The organism is Demequina zhanjiangensis (assembly GCF_030418315.1).
GTDB classification, from domain to species: domain Bacteria; phylum Actinomycetota; class Actinomycetes; order Actinomycetales; family Demequinaceae; genus Demequina; species Demequina zhanjiangensis.
This window is the reverse complement of the sequence record NZ_JAUHPV010000002.1, coordinates 167123-182393: the sequence shown is the minus strand read 5'-3', so window position 1 is coordinate 182393 and position 15271 is coordinate 167123. Positions and strand designations below refer to the sequence as shown.

Sequence of the window (15271 nt, the reverse complement as noted above, 5' to 3'; positions counted from 1 at the left end):
GGCGTATCTCACATGTGACACGTCACATTGAGGGAGGGGACCCATGAGAATTCGCTATGCTGGCGCACTTGCGCTCGCCGGGGCAATGACCCTGGCACCAACCGCGGCGCTCGCCGCCGACTACCCGATCCAGACGCCCGTCATGGTCTGCGACGCCGCCACCTTCGTTCCTGGCCAGGTCATCACCTGCCAGCTCACGGGGCCCAACGGCACCGTCATCGACTTCAAGGTCAACCTCGGCGGCGGAGTGCTGTCGGAGACCAAGACGCTCGGTCAGACGCCCACCACGTTCTCGTTCACGGTTCCGGGGGGGATCGATGAGGACGTGACGGCAGAGGCCGCAGTCGACGGGGACGTCGTGGACACCGCGACCTTCACGCCGGCCGCAGTCACCACGACCGAGGTGCTCTCGGCCGGACCCGTCACCACGGACGTCCAGACGGCCTCCGCGCCGCTCGCGTCCACCGGGTTCGAAGGAACGGCCATGGCCGTCGGAGGCGGGCTCCTGCTCGCCGGCGGCGTCGTGTCGGTCGCCATCGCCACACGACGCACCGCCTCGCGCACCAGCGTCTGACGCGTCGTCGCCTCGACGCGTCGCATGGGGGGACAGTCATGTCCATGACAGCGTTCGCGCCGTCGAGGAACATGTCCGCCGGGTGGGTGAAGGGCCTCCAGGCCCGGATCCTGCTCGCGGACACGTTCGTCGTGGCGCTCGTGATGGTCGTCGCGCACGGAGTCCGCTTCGGATGGGACCCCTTCGAGCCGATCAGCGGTCCCGCGGCACCCGCCTACTGGTGGATGACGCTCGCCGTCGGCGTGCTCTGGGTGCTCGAGCTCGGGTGGACCCGCTCGCGCGACGTCCGCGTCCTCGGGGAGGGGCCCGAGGAGTACCAGCGCGTCGGCACAGCCGGCTGGCACACCTTCGCGATCGTGGCAGTCGTCGGCTTCCTGACCCAATGGCAGGTCAGCCGCGGCTACCTGCTGTTCGCCATCCCCGTCGGCACGGCGATCATCTTCCTCTACCGACGAGCCCTCCGGGGCCTGCTGCGGGAGGAGCGCGCCAGCGGACGGCTGCGCCATCGCGTCATCATCGCGGGGCCGCATCGCACCACCTCGCAGCTCGTCCGAAGGCTCCAGAGCAACGACTCCAACATCTGCTACGACGTGGTGGGCGTGTGCCTGGTCGACGTCGGAACCCCAGGAAGGCGGTCCACCGACGTGCCGGCCGCGTCGGGCACCCTGCTCAGGGGAGTGCCCGTGCTCGGAGACATGGCCGAGCTGCCGCGCACGGCCGCCGACGTGGGCGCCGACTTCATCATCCTCAGCGGAACCGACGCCGTGTCCCTCAGCGAGGCCCGCAAGATCGAATGGGAGCTGGAGGACCAGGGCGTAGGGCTCATCGTCGCGCCCACGATCGCCGACGTCGCAGGGCCACGTGTGGCCGTGGCGTCCGTCGCAGGTATGCAGCTCATGCACGTGGAGGCACCACGCTTCCGCGGCGGCCGACGCGTCCTCAAGACGGCGGCGGACAGGTTGGGGGCGGCCGCCATCCTCGCAGTCCTCGCCCTCCCGCTCGCGATCGTCGCGGCCTCGGTCAAGATCTCGAGCCCAGGCCCGGTGCTGTACCGGCAGATCAGGGTGGGCCGCGACCACCAGCCCTTCGAGATGCTCAAGTTCCGCACCATGTACACGGACGCGGAGGAGCGGCTCGCCGAGCTGCGCGACTCGAGCGACGGCAACGGCGTCATGTTCAAGATGAAGGACGACCCGCGCGTCACCCCGGTCGGGCGCATCCTGCGACGCTTCTCGCTGGACGAGCTGCCTCAGCTGTTCAACGTGCTCAAGGGGGAGATGTCGATCGTCGGCCCCCGCCCGCCGCTGCCCCGCGAGGTGGAGCAATGGGAGGACCACGTCTCGCGCAGGCAGCTGGTCAAGCCGGGCATCACGGGACTGTGGCAGGTCAGCGGACGCTCCGACCTCTCCTGGGAGGAGAGCGTGCGACTCGACCTTCACTACACGCAGAACTGGACGCTCGGCCTCGACGCTCTGATCCTGGCGCGTACGGCGTGGGCGGTCGTGGCAGGACGCGGCGCCTACTAGCGGGCGAGCCGCTCGCGGACAGCGCTTCCAGCGGGGCGGCCAGCAGTTGGGGGTGCGCCGACTGCTGCAGGCCGAGCGTGCGCTGAGAGCACGCGGGGGCGTCTCTCGCTGACGCTGGGTTGCTTGTGGAGGTGCGGGGGCCAGCTGGACGACGTGTTGCGGGGCGCCGATGCAACGATCACGCCGCGCGTGACTCGCGCCCCGGCGTCGCCCGCTCGGGTTGCGCGGATGGGCTGACGGCCCCTGGCTGGCTGTCTGGCAGCCTCGGCGACCCCCCGGTGCAGCCTCCGCGGCAGCCTGGGCGCCGACCCCGATGCTCAGCGGCCGGTGCGAGCCTTGACCCGGTCGTCGTCCGCCGAGAGGGCGCTGGAGTCCCCGTCCTCCGTGAGGGCGTCATCGTCCTCTGACAGGTCGTCCTTGTCGCCGGTCCTGTCGCCGGCTCGGACGTCGGGCTCGGACGTGGGCTCAGGCGCGGCCTCGAGCTCAGCCTCGGACTCGGGCCCGGCCTCCGCGTCGGGGCGGTCGCCGTCGGCTTCAACGATCGGCTCGGCGGCCTCGTCCAGCAGGTGGTCGTCACCGAACCGCGGCTCGTCGCCCGCGTGACCGGCGTCGTCCGCAGCGGGTGCGTCGCCACCCTCGGACGAAGGTGCGGCAGCGGGCTTGCGGCGGAAGAGCGAGCGCAGGCGCGACGGGCGTGCCTCGGGCTCGGGCGTGTACGCGTATCCGCCGTAGGTGTACGAGTAGGCGTCGGGCCCGCGCGTGGGCACCATCGACAGGACAAGGCCGGACGGTACGGCGCCCACGTTGGCGAGCGACTCGAGCGAGCTGCGCAGCTCGGGGCTCTTGGCGCGCCCGATGCCCACGACCACCATGACCTTGCTGACCATGCGTGCGAGCACGGCGGCGTCGGTGACGGCGAGCAGCGGTGGCGCGTCGACGATCACGTGGTCGTACTCGCTGGCGGCGAGGTCCAGGACCATCTGCATCGACTCCGAGCCAAGCAGCTCTGCAGGGTTCGGCGGGATGGTGCCCGCGGCGAGGATCTCAAGCCCGTTCGCGCCCCACGGCTGGCAGGCGTCCTCCATGGCGACGCGTCCCACGAGCACGTCGCTGAGGCCGACGCCGGACTCGATGCCCACGGTCTTGCCCACGCGGGGGCGGCGCAGGTCCGCCTCGATGAGCAGCACTCGGGCGTCGGAGTGCGCCAGCGCGATCGCGAGGTTGACGGCGGTGGTGGTCTTGCCCTCTCCGGGCACCGACGAGGTGAGGAGCACGGGTGCTCCCGTGCGGCCGCCCTGCACGAACTCGAGGTTGGTGCGGAGCGTGCGGTACGCCTCGGCGTTGCGGCCTTGGCTGTCGGCGAGGACCTGCACGGGGTGGCTGGGTGTGCTGGGGTCGTACGGGATCGAGGCGAGGACGGCGGACGTGGTGATCCGAGCCACGTCCCGCTGACTGCGCAGCCGGGTGTCGAGCACGGTCAGCAGCAGTGCGGCGGCGATGCCCAGGCACAGTCCGATGAAGGCACCGATCGCCGAGCTCGTCAGCGGTGAGGCGCCTTGGGGTGCTCCGGGGGTCTCGGCCGGCTGTGCGATCCAGAGGGAGACGGGGGACCCGGACGCGGCGGTGGGCTGCTCCCAGTCCTCCACGACGAGGATGAGCTGTTCCGCGGCGGCGGTGGCGAGCGCGGCGGTCGCCTGCGGGTTGGTGCCGGTCGCGGTGACGTCGATGATGGTGGTGTCGTCAGGCGAGGTGGCGGAGAGCCGTCCGCGGATGCTGGACAGGGGCGACTCGAGTCCGAGCGCTTCGAGGGTGGGCTCAAGCACGGCGGCAGTGGTCACCAGGTCGGCGTAGGTCTCGACTCGCTGCATGGTGAACGAGTTGCCCTGGGCGAGCTCGGCGGCGCTGTCTCCGCTGGTCGTGGAGACGAAGACCTTGGCGGTGGCGGCGTAGGTGGGCGTGCCGGTGAGGGCGAGCGCGAGTCCTGCCAGTGCGCCGAGCAGTGTGATGACGGTGATGACCATCCACTGCTTTCGCAGAATAGCCAGGTAATCGTGCAGTTCCATGACGGCCCCTCCCCACGGTTGCCGGGGCCGCCCCTCGCTGCCCCACCGCACCGGTCGCTCCGCCGTCAGCGGGCGCCTTCTGTGGACCATACCTCACTGGGTGTGCCGGTTCCCAGTGAAATGGAGGACTTCTCAACGAATCCCTTTCGTGCCTACTATGAGGCACAGGAACGGCCCGGGGGAGGGACATGGGCATTCCGCAGAGGGGATCGACGGACCTTGTCTCCGTCGTCGTGCCCACCTACAACGTGGGCTCGGTGGTCCGCGACGCCGTCGAGTCGGTGCTCGCGCAGACCTACGCGCGCCTCGAGGTGATCGTCGTGGACGACGGTTCCACGGACGACACGATGCGCAGCCTGGACGGGCTCGAGGATCCGCGTCTCACGATCGTCAGCAAGCCCAACGGTGGTGTCTCGTCGGCACGCAACCTGGGCACGGAGATGGCGTCAGGACCGTTCCTCGCCTTCCTTGACGCCGACGACCTGTGGGATGCGGAGAAGCTTGAGCGCACCCTCCCGCTGATGGAGGGTCGCGTCGCCGTGGGATCGATGATGCGGTACGTGGACGAGGTCGGTGCCTCGTTGGGCAGCGCCGCGGGTGAGGACCCGACGGTGGGAGATGCGCCCGAGAGGATCCGGGCGGGCAGGCTCATGCCGTTCCCGCTGTCGGGCATCGTCATGAGGGCCGACGCGGTTGAGGCGGCCGGCCCCTACGACACGGAGCTGCGCTACGCCCAGGACCTCGACTTCTTCGCACGTGTGGCACGCCAGGGCGAGATCGGCTGGATCGCCGAACCGCTCGGCGCCTACCGGCTCAGCCCGAACGCCGCCAGCGCCCGAGCTCACGCGAGGCAGCGCAAGAACACGCGCTTCATTCAGGCGCGGCTCGCACGCCGTGACGAGGGCGGGGACCTCACGTGGGAGGAGTTCGAGCAGCTCGACAAGCCGTCCTTCGCGACCCGTCGGCGCGACTATGCGGCGGCCGCGTACCGGGAGGGTGGACTGGCGCTCTCGCAGGGTCGCCGGCTCGGCGCGTGGCGTCTGGTCGCGGCGGCCGCGGTCTCTCCTCGTTACACGTTCCCCCGACTGCGCCGCCATCTGGCCGCGCGGACCTGAGCGGGGGACGACGGGATGGGTGCGGGAGCCAAGGGCCGTTTCGGCGTGCTGGGCGGGGGTGCGATGGCGCTTGCCGACGCCGGCACGGCGTCGGTCGCGACGTTCCTGGCCTCCCTGATCGCGCTGCGCTCGCTCACCGACGAGGAGCTCGCCCTCTACGCGCTCGTGTTCGCTGCGATGACGGCGCTGATGATCGCGCCGCAGTACCTGGCGTACATCCCGCAACGGCTTCACGCGAACCGCCAGCAGGATCTGCGCAGGCCGCAGTACAGGGCCGACGCGACCACGGCGGCGCCGTACGGTGCGCTCACCGCGGTCGGGGTGTTCCTCGCGGGGGCGCCGATGCTGGGGCATCTGGACGGCACGGAGGCGTATGTCGCGATCTGCGGAACCGCGGCGGTGCTGTCCCTGCTGTCCCCGTTCCAGGATCATCTGCGGGCGTCGCTCCATGTGGCGGACAGGCATGGGCGCGCGGCGGGGGTGTCGGGCCTCAACCTGGCAGTGGTGGCGGTCGTGCTGGTGACGGTGGAGACGGTCGACGGGCTTCCTGCGTGGGCTGTGCTGGCGGCACCGTTCGGGTCGCTCGCGCTGGGCAACGCGGTCAGCATCGCGGCCGGGTATCGCTGGCATCGTGACGTGCCTCAGGTGGAGGAGCGGGACCGTCTGCCGGTGGCGAGCCAGGCGATGGTCGCGTCGACCGGCTTCGCGCGGCACGGTGCCGGCTATGTGGCGAACCTGCTGGTGGCCGCCCTGATCTCGCCGGCGGCGCTGGCAGGCCTGGAGGCGGCGCGCGTGGCGGCGCAGCCGGTGCTGATCCTGGGGACGGGCGTCGCCTCGTTCATGATGCCGAAGGCGGTACGCGCCATCGGTGCGGGTCGCATGCGGGAGGCGCGGCGAAGGATGGGCCGGCTGGTGGCGGTCGTGTCCTCCACGGGCGTGGTCTATGCGCTGCTGCTGCTTCCGTTCTCGGGGCTCGTGTCGCTGGTGCTGGGCCGTCCGGTGGATGCGCCGCTGGCGAGCGCGAGGGCCGGCGCGTACTCGCTGTCGGCGGCGGCGAACCCGTTCAACGCGTACGCGATGGCGGAGCGCCGGTACGGGCTCGCGCTGACGTTGACGCTCACGAGCGAGCTGGTGGCGCTGGGCGTGCTGGTGGCGGCGATCCCCGCGATGGGAGTGTTCGCGGTGCCGCTGGCGGGCGCGGTGTCGGCGATCCTGCGGATCGGGCTGCACGCGGGATACCGGTGGCGGGCCGCCTCCCGGCCGGAGTCGCAGGAGTCGCAGCCGACGGCGGCTTCGGTCTAGGGGGCGGACATGAGCGAGGGACGCATGGGGGACGAGACGGTGGACCGCTGGGATGTCGGGGAGCTGGGTGCCGACGCCGCTGCGGGCGTCGACCTGAACGCCGACGTCGGCATGGGGCTGAGCACGGAAGCCGGCGTGGAGCGCGGTTCCGACGCCGACGTCTCGAGGTCCGCCCGCCCGCTGATCCTCCTGGCGTTCGCCTGTCATCCGGATCAGGGCAGCGAGCCTGGCGCCGGCTGGGTTGCGCTCAAGGCTGCGGCGGAGCTGAGATCCCGCATCCACCTGGTGACGCGTGCGGGCGACGACGGCCGGCTCGAGGAGAGGATCGGCGAGCTTCCGGCGGAGGTGACGGTGCATCGTGTCGGTGCGTCTCGCGTGGCGGGACGTGGCGTCTACGCGCGCTACTTCGACTGGCTTCCGCGTGCGAGCAGGTTCGCCTCTCGCCTGGCTGGCGCCGAGGGTCCATGCGAGGTGCACCACGTGACCTACGCGTCGGACTGGCTTCCTTCGCCGCTCGGCCTGATGAGGCGCCGGGAGGGCGATCGGTGGGTGTGGGGCCCGGTGGGCGGCGCGACGCGGCCCCCGGTGAGGCTGGTGCTCGGGCTCGGCGCACGCGAGTGGGTGTCGGAGTCGCTGCGCACGGTGACGGGCGCGCTGGGGCGGACGGCGAACCGCGTGCTGCTGCGCGGCAAGGTGGATGTGGTGGCGGTCCTCAACTCGGACACGGCCCACGCGTGGCGCAGGTCGTCCCGCGTGGTGAGGCGGCCGAACGCGGTCGTCGACTATGACGGGATCCCTGCGCGCACCGCACCCGCATTCGTAGGGGACACCGGGGCCGGTGCCGCGACCAGCGCCGGAACGCACTCCGGGAACCATGTGGCGAACCCCGCCGGGACCGACGCCGCCCACGCCAAGACCGACGTCGCGGACGCCACAGCGTCGCCGTCGATCCTCTACGCGGGACGCGGTGTGGCATGGAAGGGTCTGCCGCTCGCGCTGCGCGCGATGCGGCACCTGCCGGAGCAGTGGCAGCTGGACGTGTGCGGCGGGGGCACGGCCGCGCTGGTGGAGCGTGCGGGCATGGCGGACGACCCGAGGGTGAGCTGCCACGGCGCCGTCGACCATGCGGAGGCGATGGAGCGGATGGCGGCGGCCCAGGTGTTCGTGCTGCCGAGCCTGCATGACTCGGCGCCGTGGGCGGCGGCGGAGGCGGCTGGTGTGGGGGTGCCGGTGGTGTGCCTGGACCTGGGAGGCGTGGCCGACATGGCGGGCGACCTGGCGCGTGTGGTGCCGGCGCATCCCGTCGGCACGCTTCCGGAGCGGCTGGCGGACGCGATCAGGAAGGCCGTGGCGGAGAGCCCGGAGCCGCATCGGCCGTGGACCTTCGAGGGGTACGTCGACTTCCTGGCGGGCCTGTACGGGCAGGAGCCGCCGCCCCGATCAGGGCTCGACGTGCGACGCCGCTCAGAGCCTGAAGTGAAGGTGGTCGAGCGCCAGGAGGGGCAGGCATGACGGCGGGCGGCAGCGCGGGGAGCCCACGGCGCGGCGTGACCGCCAATGGCGCACCCGCGTCGGGCACCCCCACGGCTACCGGCACGCCCACGTCGGCCACTCCCACGGCTCCCGGCGCGCCCGTGCCGCTCACCCTCCCGCAGGGTTCGCGGGGCGCGCTCACGGGTGGAGCCGCCCTGATCCTGGCGGGGCTGCTGGTGCCGGTGGCGTTCGGGCGCTGGGGAAGTCACATCGGCATCCCGGGCACACCTATATATATGTCGGATCTGCTGGTGGTGGGCGGCCTGGCGCTGCTGGGGCTGCACCGCGTGGTCAACGGCCCCGACCGTTCCATTCGGCGTGCGCCGCGGCCGGTGGTGGTGGCGTCGATCCTGTGGGGCGTGCTGGTGCTGCTCGGCCTGGTGCGTGCCGACGGCCCGATGCTGCTGGTCCTGCGCGATGCCCTCCCGTACCTGTATCTGGCGCTGGCACCGGTGATCGTGAGGGTCGTGAGGACTCTCGGCACCGACGTGGTGCTGACCTGGCTGATGCGCGCGGCGGTGGTGCACACCTTCTGGTACGCGGCGGCGGTGCTGGGCGTGCTGCCGGCGGTCCGGGTGGGCTTCGTCGGGGTGGACGTGTTCGACGCCCGCGGAGACTTCGACGGTCTGGTCAGCGGCATCGCGATCGTGTCGGTGCTGCTGGTGGCGAAGGTGCCGTTGGGGTGGCGTCTCATGGTGGCGGGCCTGAGCGGAGCGGCGGTGCTGGCGCAGGGCTCTCGCGCGGGCCTGGTGTCGGCGATGGTGGTGGTGGTCGTGGCGATCCTGGCGTCCCGCCCCTTCCGTGACGAGCGTGCGGGGCCGGTGCGGCTGGCGGCCGTGTTCATCGCGATCCCGCTGCTGGGTGCGGCGTTGAGGGCGGCGGCGACGGCCGACGGCTGGGCGCGCGGTCTGGAACGTCTGGTGGCGGGTGCGGTGTCGTCGGACGGCGGCTCGAACACGACGACGGCACGGATCGACGCGTGGGGTCTGGTGATCGACCACGTGGCGGCGAAGCCGAGCACATGGTGGCTGGGCGAGGGCTTCGGTTCGAGCTATGTGGCTGACTCGGGGGCGATCGTCTTCCTCTCGGGCGACCACTCGGTGCGCCAGCCTCACAGCATCCTGGTGGGCTGGTTCGCGACGGGCGGCATGGTGGGGTTGGCGATCGCGTTGGCGGCGGTCACGGTCCTCACGGTGGGGGCGTTGCGTCGGTTGAGGCGTGGGCGTGCGGAGACGATCGCGGCGGCGGTGCAGGTGGGCGTGCTGTTCTCGGCGGCGGTGGGAGTGATCCTGGAGTCGCCGTTCGGCTACATGCTGTACGTCCTCGCGGTGGCGCTCACCTATGCGGACGACGCGCCCGCCGGCTCGGGGGATGAACCAGGGCGGTTGCAGGCTCCCCTGGCGGCACCACCCCAGCCGCCTGCCCTTGCCCAGCCAGCCGCGTCAACCCAGCCATCTGCGTCGGCCCACCTCTCAGGACCCGCTCACCCGTCAGCGCATACCCAGCCATCTGCGTCGGCCCGCCTCCCAGGGCCCGCCCGCCCGTCAGTGTCAGCCCACCCCCCGGAGGAGGCGCCATGACCAGGACACCGTTCGCTGCGTCGGAGGTGCTCGTCACCGTCTGCACGTACAAGCGGCCGGAGGGCTTGGCTGCCTTCCTCGACTCGTACGCCGCCGACGCCACGACGTCGGACGCGACGCTCCTCGTGGTGGACAACAGCACGGACGGGGACGCGCAGGCCCAGGTGGAGGCGTTCGCCGCGTCCCACGAGCGTGAGGTGCGGTACGCGCATGAGCCTCGGCCGGGCATCGCGGCGGCGCGCAACCGGTGTCTGGCGGAGTGGGGCGAGACGCATGCCGCCCTGGTGTTCGTCGACGACGACGAGGAGGTCCCGCAGGGGTGGCTCGGCGCCCTGGTCGGGGCCGCGCACGGGTACGACGCTGACATCGTCAACGGGCATGTCCTCACCGTCTATCCGGAGCCGAGGCCAGGCTGGGTGGAGAGGTCGGGGCTGTTCCAGCGTCGACTGTTCCCGGAGGGGTCCTCGGAGGGCATCCCGGCGACGAACAACACCCTGCTGCGCCGCGAGGCATGGGTGGAGGCGGGCGAGCCGACCTTCTCGGAGAGCTTCTCGAGGACCGGGGGGTCGGACACCGACTTCTTCCACCGGCTCATCGACGGTCACGGCTGCCGGTTCGTGTGGTCCGCGGAAGCGGCGGTCACGGAGCCGCTGCCGCGCTCGCGGATGAGCGTGAGGTGGGCGTGGAAGCGTCACATGCGGGCAGGAAACGTGCTGGGCAGGGTGATGCTTCAGGACCGGTCGCGCCCGGTCGTGCTCGCGGGTGGTGTGGCGCGTGTGGGTCAGGCGCTGGCGATGGGTGTCGTGTCGGCGGTGACGTTCCGCGAGCCGGTGCGCTGGTTCGTCGGCCGGACTGCTCGAGGCCTGGGGGTGGCGGGCTCGGCGCTCAGCCAGGTGGTCGTGGAGTATGAGCGTGGCGGCGAGGTCGAGCCATCGCGCTAGTGGCCGGATCCTTCGCTGCCGCGTTCAGTGTTCTCACGTGTGTCCGGGGCGGGACGTGAGGGCCGTGTCGGCTGCGCTGAGGGTCGGATCGGCCGCGGCGATGGTCGACCCCGCCACGGGTGTCGCTCGATCAGGCGGCGCGGAACCTCTCACGCCACATGATCCGCTGGTAGTCGACGATCCCGAACGTGTAGCGACGCCAGAGGCGACGCGGCTCGGAGCCGAACCGGAACAGCCATTCGAGCTTGGTGCGGCGCATCCACAGCGGTGCGGTGGCCTTGGTGCCTGCGAGGAAGTCGAAGGCGGCGCCGACGGCGGCGGTGGTGACGCCGAGCTCTTGGGAGATCCGGGTGGCGACATGGTCCTGCTTGGGCGTGCCGAGTCCCACCCACACGACGTCGGGCTTGGCTGCGGCGATCGTGTCGAGCAGGTCGGTCGCGCAGAGCTCCTCGGCGGTGCCGAAGGGGGGTGCGAGCCGGCCGGAGATGATCGCTCCGGGGTACCGCTCGTTGATCGTGCGGGTGAGTCGGGCGAGCGTGAGGTCGTCCGCGCCGTAGAAGAAGTGGCGGACGCCGTGCTCGCGGCCCTTGTCGAGCAGGCATTCGAAGAACGATGCTCCGCGGACGTGGCAGTCGGACGCTGCGGTGCGGTGGGCGATGGCGTCGGCGACGGGGCGTCCGTCGGCGAAGTTCTCGCCGGACTCGTTGAGGACGCGCCGGTACTCGTCGTCGTGGTCGGCGAGCACGATGCACCAGGTGTTGGTGAATCGAAGGCAGGTGCCGTCGTGGGTCTTGGCGTGCAGGAGCGCGTCGTCGACCGCTTCTTCAAGGGTGGCGGAAGAGATGCTCACTCCGCCGATGGACACTGTGGCTGCATGGGACATGCGTCACCGCCTGAGCTGGGGACTCGCCGCACCCGGATCCCCCACCCGGGCTGCGGTACTCGCGAGCACAGGACCCCCCAGGGCTCGCTTGAGTCGAATATAGGTCGGTGTGACGTATGTCACAACCGGTGTGGGGAAAATTCGTTGATACTTCACCTAAGACAAAGTGCCTGGTCTGTGGCCTGTTCATGGACGTGCGAGGTAGTGTCGCGAGTGGTGGGAGGCCGGCTGGCCCCGCCGTCGCCGTTCTGGGGGAGGTGCGCGGCGTGACACAGGAGGGGGCGCCCGAGGCGCGTCAAGAAGAGAACGCGCCCGGTCGAGAAGCACCTGCCGAGCGTCGGGACATGGCTGCGTCGGGCCAGGAAGGGCCCGCGTCGGATCGCGACGCAACCGACACGCATCAGAACGCGCCCGGTCGAGAAGCACCCGCTCGGCGTCGCACCTGGCCGAAGGTGGTGCTCGTCGTGATCGGCGTGCTGCTGCTGGGCGTGGCCGCGATGGGTGTCGCGTTCGCGCTCGACGCCCGCACCCTGGACCGCTCCTCCCAGTCCCTCACGGCATCGGCCAGCGCAGCGCAGGACGCGCTCGCGGACCGGGACGCCGCCGGATTGAACGCCGCCGTCTCCGAGCTGACGGTGGCCGCGGCGGACTTCGCGGGGGCGACGGACGGGCCGCACTGGTGGGTGGCGGCGCACGTTCCATGGGTGGCGGACCAGGTGGTGCCGCTGTCGGCGGCGGGCTCGGCGGTCGACAGGATCGCCCAGGATGCGCTGGTGCCGCTGGCGTCGATCGGGGGCTTGGAGGCGCTGGAGTCGCCGCAGTTCGTGGACGGTCGCCTGGACCCGGGACTGCTGGCCGACTATCGGGAGCCGTTGGCGCTTGCGGCGACCACGCTGGACGAGCAGCGGGAGGTGCTGGCGGCCGTGGACCTGACGGGCACCGTCGAGCCGCTGGCGGAGCAGTTCACCTCGTTGCAGGACAACCTGGCGGAGCTGTCGGGCCTCGTGGGTGACGCGCACGTGGTGGCGGAGCTGCTGCCGGCGATGCTGGGGGGCGAGGGCGCGCGCACCTACCTGGTGATGATCCAGAACAACGCGGAGCCGCGCGCGACGGGGGGCGTGCCGGGTGCGTTCCTTGAGCTCACGGCCGACGACGGTCGCCTCACGACGGGCGACTATGTGCCGTCGTGGATGTTGAAGGACGGCGGCCCGATCGCAGGCGTCACGGAGGATGAGCTGCGGGTCCTCAGCTATCGCCTCGCCACGTACCCGCAGGACGTGACGGCGGTCCCCGACTTCCCGCGGGCGGCGGCGCTGGCCACGGAGTTCTGGGAGTCGACCCGGGGGGAGACGGTGGACGGTGTCGTGTCGATCGACCCGATCGCGCTCGGCTGGATGCTGGAGGGCGCGGATCCGGTGGCGGTCGATGGCGTGGAGATCACGGCTGACAACGTGGCCGAGCTCATGTTGAGCGAGGCGTACGCCCTCTATGCGGGGTCGCGCGATCAGGACGTGTTCTTCGGCAAGGCGGCTGCGGCGGTGTTCGGGGCGTTGTCGTCGGGCTCGGCACGGCCCATGGATGGGGTGGAGCGGGCGATCGAGGAGCATCGGCTGCTCGTCTGGTCGGCCGACGCTTCGGATCAGGAGCTGCTGGCGCAGACTCCGATCGCGGGGGATTACGCGTCGGACCTGAGTGCTTTGGGCATCTACGTGAACGACGGTTCGGGCAACAAGATGGGCTACTACCTGGACGTGGAGGCAGTGGTCACGGGGGCGTGCACGGGGCCGACGGAGGGGTCGCGCACCGTGAAGCTCACGTTGACGCACACGTTCGAGGGGGACGTGGCGGACCTGCCTGACTATGTGGCGCAGGGGGTGGGGGCGGTGCCTCGGGGTGAGCTGCATCTGTCGGTGCTGGTGGTTCCGCCGCGGGGAACGGTGGCGGCGTCACTGGTGGTGGACGGCGAGCAGGGCTTCTTGGCGCCGGAGACGGTGGATGGGCGGCGCCTGGTGGAGGTGCCGGTGGTGTTGGCGCCGGGCGGGTCGACGACGTTGGAGCTGGACCTGGAGGGCGCGGGAGCCATGGACGACGTGGTGGTCACGCCGGGGGCGAGGGAGCCGTCGGTCACGGTGGACGTGGCGGGCTGCTGAGCGGGAGCGGTGCCCTCAGGGGCGGTCGGCTCCCCCCCTCTCCGCCCGGCCGACGGTCCGTCTGCGTTGTCGCGCCGCCGGCTGGAGCCCGGGGCTGTCCGTCTGCGTTGTCTCGCCGCCGGCTGGAGCCTGGGATTGCCCGTCTGGGTTGTCTCGCCGCCGGCTGGAGCCTGGGATTGCCCGTCTGGGTTGTCTCGCCGCCGGCTTCTGCCTGGACGGTGCCCGGCTTGCGCACGGTCCGCATGGTCCGCGGGGTCAGTGAGGTCAGCGGGGTCAGCGGCTTGCGGCGGCGCGCTGCAGCACGTCCATGGTGATGGAGTACCAGCGGTCGGGAGCGAAGTCGGCGTCGTAGCGGGCGCGGGCGAGCGGCGCGGTCTCGGCGGCGGGGCGTGCGAGGGCGTCGAGCAGGCGCTCGGCCAGCTGGGCGGGTGAGGTGGGGTCGAACAGGTCGACGCTTTGGCCGCCGAGCTCGGCGAGTCCTCCGGTGGCGGCGGCGACGACGGGGGTGCCGACGGCGAGCGCCTCGACGACGACCCGTCCGAAGGGTTCGGCCCAGGTGGAGGGGACGGCGAGGACGGTGGCGTCGGCCATGCGGGCGGCGACCTGCTCGTGGGGGACGGACCCGACCCAGGTGACGCCGGGGGTGGTGTCGTGGGGTCGGGAGGCGCCGACGATGTGGAGCTGTGCGTCGGGCCGGTGGGTGCGGACGGTGGTGAAGGCGTCGAGCAGGAGCGGCAGGCCCTTCTCGGGGGTGTCGCGGCCGACGTACAGGATGGTCGGCGCGCCTCCCGTGGGGGTGGGTGGCTGGTGGTCGCCGCCGGGGCGCGCGGTGACAGCGTCCGTGCCACTTCCCTGCGCCGCGCCCGCGCCCGCGCCCGCGCCGCCCGCCTGCGCCGCGCCTGCACCTGTGCCACTCGCCTGCGCCGCGTCCCTACCTGCACCCGCGCCGTCGGTCTTTGCGCTGGGGGCAGGTGGCTGGCTGAGGTTGGGTCGGACGGTGATGTGGTCGGCGTCGAGTCCGGCGCGGATGGCGATGTCGCGCACGTACTGGGAGATGGCGATCCAGTGGGTGTCGCGGTTGCGGTGGAGGTCGCGTTGGCGGGCGAGGGTGGCGATGGCGGTGGTGGGGCGGGATCCGCGGTAGCAGCCGTGGATGATGCCGGGGAGGGGTGAGGAGCCGACGCAGCTGTCGCAGTGTTGGCCGTCGCGGTAGAGGGAGCCGGCGGCGCAGGTGATGCGGTAGTTCCGGAGGACTCGGACGACGGGGATGTGGGCGTCGTTGCAGGCGGCGATGACGGAGCTGGAGAGTCCGGGGAAGAGGTTATTGCAGTAGGCGACGTCGGGCTGGAAGCGGGCGATGGCTTGGCGGGCGGCTTCGCCGGTGCGGGGGTTGGAGAGGGTGGCGCGGATGCGGGCGGGGGTGCTGAGGTCGCCGAGGTCGGCGTTGTGGACGGTGAGGTCGTGCACGTCGTGTCCGCGTTCGCGCAGGTAGGCGGTCTCGGTGCGGTGGCTGATGTCCTCGCCGCCGAGCACTTGGTAGAAGGCGTGCATCGTCAGGATCTTCATGGCGCCCTCCCCTCCGCTGGTGCGACGCTGGTGGGCGT

Annotated in this window: 11 protein-coding genes; 8 read left to right on the top strand and 3 right to left on the bottom strand. The window is 71.6% G+C overall.

Annotated elements, in window-relative coordinates:
* Positions 1 to 85: 85 nt before the first annotated feature.
* Both QQX04_RS03455 and QQX04_RS03450 read left to right on the top strand, forming a co-directional pair.
* Positions 86 to 574, top strand: a complete 489-nt coding sequence (locus QQX04_RS03455) for a hypothetical protein (RefSeq protein WP_301126311.1) — start codon at positions 86 to 88, stop codon at positions 572 to 574.
* Positions 575 to 618: 44 nt separating this feature from the next.
* Positions 619 to 2100 carry a sugar transferase gene (locus QQX04_RS03450; protein ID WP_301126310.1) on the top strand — a complete coding sequence of 494 codons (1482 nt, stop codon included), beginning with the start codon at positions 619 to 621 and terminating at the stop codon, positions 2098 to 2100.
* A gap of 317 nt (positions 2101 to 2417) precedes the next feature.
* Here QQX04_RS03450 and QQX04_RS03445 read toward each other — a convergent pair whose 3' ends face one another.
* Positions 2418 to 4163, bottom strand: coding sequence for a tyrosine-protein kinase domain-containing protein (locus QQX04_RS03445; protein ID WP_301126308.1), 1746 nt, complete (start codon positions 4161 to 4163; stop codon positions 2418 to 2420).
* Between the two features lie 188 nt (positions 4164 to 4351).
* On the opposite strand from QQX04_RS03445, the gene QQX04_RS03440 reads away from it, so the two are divergent.
* Genes QQX04_RS03440 through QQX04_RS03420 form a run of 5 tightly spaced genes read left to right on the top strand, consistent with a single transcriptional unit; the run spans position 4352 to position 10634 of the window.
* Positions 4352 to 5278, top strand: coding sequence for a glycosyltransferase family 2 protein (locus tag QQX04_RS03440; RefSeq protein ID WP_301126307.1), 927 nt, complete (start codon positions 4352 to 4354; stop codon positions 5276 to 5278).
* Positions 5279 to 5293: 15 nt separating this feature from the next.
* A complete protein-coding gene (locus QQX04_RS03435; protein ID WP_301126305.1) occupies positions 5294 to 6580 on the top strand; it encodes a lipopolysaccharide biosynthesis protein in 1287 nt (428 codons plus the stop codon).
* Between the two features lie 9 nt (positions 6581 to 6589).
* Complete coding sequence (locus tag QQX04_RS03430) at positions 6590 to 8092, top strand: glycosyltransferase (RefSeq protein WP_301126304.1); 1503 nt, start codon at positions 6590 to 6592, stop codon at positions 8090 to 8092.
* 35 nt (positions 8093 to 8127) lie between these two features.
* Entirely contained in the window at positions 8128 to 9693 is a 1566-nt protein-coding gene (locus QQX04_RS03425) for an O-antigen ligase family protein (RefSeq protein WP_301126302.1), read from the top strand.
* On the top strand, positions 9690 to 10634 hold the full coding sequence (locus QQX04_RS03420) for a glycosyltransferase family 2 protein (protein ID WP_301126300.1): 945 nt from the start codon (positions 9690 to 9692) through the stop codon (positions 10632 to 10634). The genes QQX04_RS03425 and QQX04_RS03420 overlap by 4 nt, the downstream gene beginning before the upstream one ends.
* Before the next feature lie 130 nt (positions 10635 to 10764).
* On the opposite strand, the gene QQX04_RS03415 is transcribed toward QQX04_RS03420, so the two are convergent.
* Positions 10765 to 11517 carry a WecB/TagA/CpsF family glycosyltransferase gene (locus QQX04_RS03415; RefSeq protein WP_301126298.1) on the bottom strand — a complete coding sequence of 251 codons (753 nt, stop codon included), beginning with the start codon at positions 11515 to 11517 and terminating at the stop codon, positions 10765 to 10767.
* 344 nt (positions 11518 to 11861) lie between these two features.
* Here QQX04_RS03415 and QQX04_RS03410 point away from each other — a divergent pair, with 344 nt between their 5' ends.
* Positions 11862 to 13667 (top strand): DUF4012 domain-containing protein, encoded by a 1806-nt coding sequence (locus QQX04_RS03410; protein ID WP_301126296.1) that lies wholly within the window; start codon positions 11862 to 11864, stop codon positions 13665 to 13667.
* Positions 13668 to 13940: 273 nt separating this feature from the next.
* On the opposite strand, the gene QQX04_RS03405 is transcribed toward QQX04_RS03410, so the two are convergent.
* On the bottom strand, positions 13941 to 15233 hold the full coding sequence (locus QQX04_RS03405) for a glycosyltransferase (RefSeq protein ID WP_301126294.1): 1293 nt from the start codon (positions 15231 to 15233) through the stop codon (positions 13941 to 13943).
* Between the last annotated feature and the right edge of the window lie 38 nt (positions 15234 to 15271).

What these genes read in the sequence shown, in the direction of transcription:
- QQX04_RS03455 (WP_301126311.1), top strand. Translation starts at nt 86, where the DNA reads ATGACCCTGGCACCAACCGCGGCGCTCGCCGCCGACTACCCGATCCAG.
- QQX04_RS03450 (WP_301126310.1), top strand. Translation starts at nt 619, where the DNA reads ATGACAGCGTTCGCGCCGTCGAGGAACATGTCCGCCGGGTGGGTGAAG.
- QQX04_RS03445 (WP_301126308.1), bottom strand. Translation starts at nt 4,163, where the DNA reads ATGGAACTGCACGATTACCTGGCTATTCTGCGAAAGCAGTGGATGGTC.
- QQX04_RS03440 (WP_301126307.1), top strand. Translation starts at nt 4,352, where the DNA reads ATGGGCATTCCGCAGAGGGGATCGACGGACCTTGTCTCCGTCGTCGTG.
- QQX04_RS03435 (WP_301126305.1), top strand. Translation starts at nt 5,294, where the DNA reads ATGGGTGCGGGAGCCAAGGGCCGTTTCGGCGTGCTGGGCGGGGGTGCG.
- QQX04_RS03430 (WP_301126304.1), top strand. Translation starts at nt 6,590, where the DNA reads ATGAGCGAGGGACGCATGGGGGACGAGACGGTGGACCGCTGGGATGTC.
- QQX04_RS03420 (WP_301126300.1), top strand. Translation starts at nt 9,690, where the DNA reads ATGACCAGGACACCGTTCGCTGCGTCGGAGGTGCTCGTCACCGTCTGC.
- QQX04_RS03415 (WP_301126298.1), bottom strand. Translation starts at nt 11,517, where the DNA reads ATGTCCCATGCAGCCACAGTGTCCATCGGCGGAGTGAGCATCTCTTCC.
- QQX04_RS03410 (WP_301126296.1), top strand. Translation starts at nt 11,862, where the DNA reads ATGGCTGCGTCGGGCCAGGAAGGGCCCGCGTCGGATCGCGACGCAACC.
- QQX04_RS03405 (WP_301126294.1), bottom strand. Translation starts at nt 15,233, where the DNA reads ATGAAGATCCTGACGATGCACGCCTTCTACCAAGTGCTCGGCGGCGAG.